This is a genomic window from Acinetobacter lwoffii (assembly GCF_024129595.1).
Lineage (GTDB): Bacteria > Pseudomonadota > Gammaproteobacteria > Pseudomonadales > Moraxellaceae > Acinetobacter > Acinetobacter lwoffii_O.
Window position 1 is genome coordinate 1 of the sequence record NZ_JAMXXS010000123.1, and the last position, 227, is coordinate 227.

Below are 227 nucleotides of genomic sequence, written 5' to 3' on the forward strand. Positions count from 1 at the left end.
TGGTTGTACTCCTGAAACACTTCGTGCCTGGCATCAAAAGCATTTAGATCAGCAAAATCCTATTAAAGTACAACAGATATCTGATCAAGAAAAAATGAAGCAAATGGAACGTGAAATTAAAGAATTAAAGCGTGCCAATGAAATTCTACGTAAAGCAGCCGCTTTTTTCGCCCAGGCGGAGCTCGACCGCCCACACAAATAATGGTGGATTTCATCCATAACAATAA

The 227-nt window shown here is 39.6% G+C and carries 1 pseudogene; it reads left to right on the forward strand.

Features of this window, described 5'->3' with window-relative positions:
- A pseudogene (locus tag NI466_RS15895) lies at positions 1–227 on the forward strand (transposase); the annotation flags it as partial.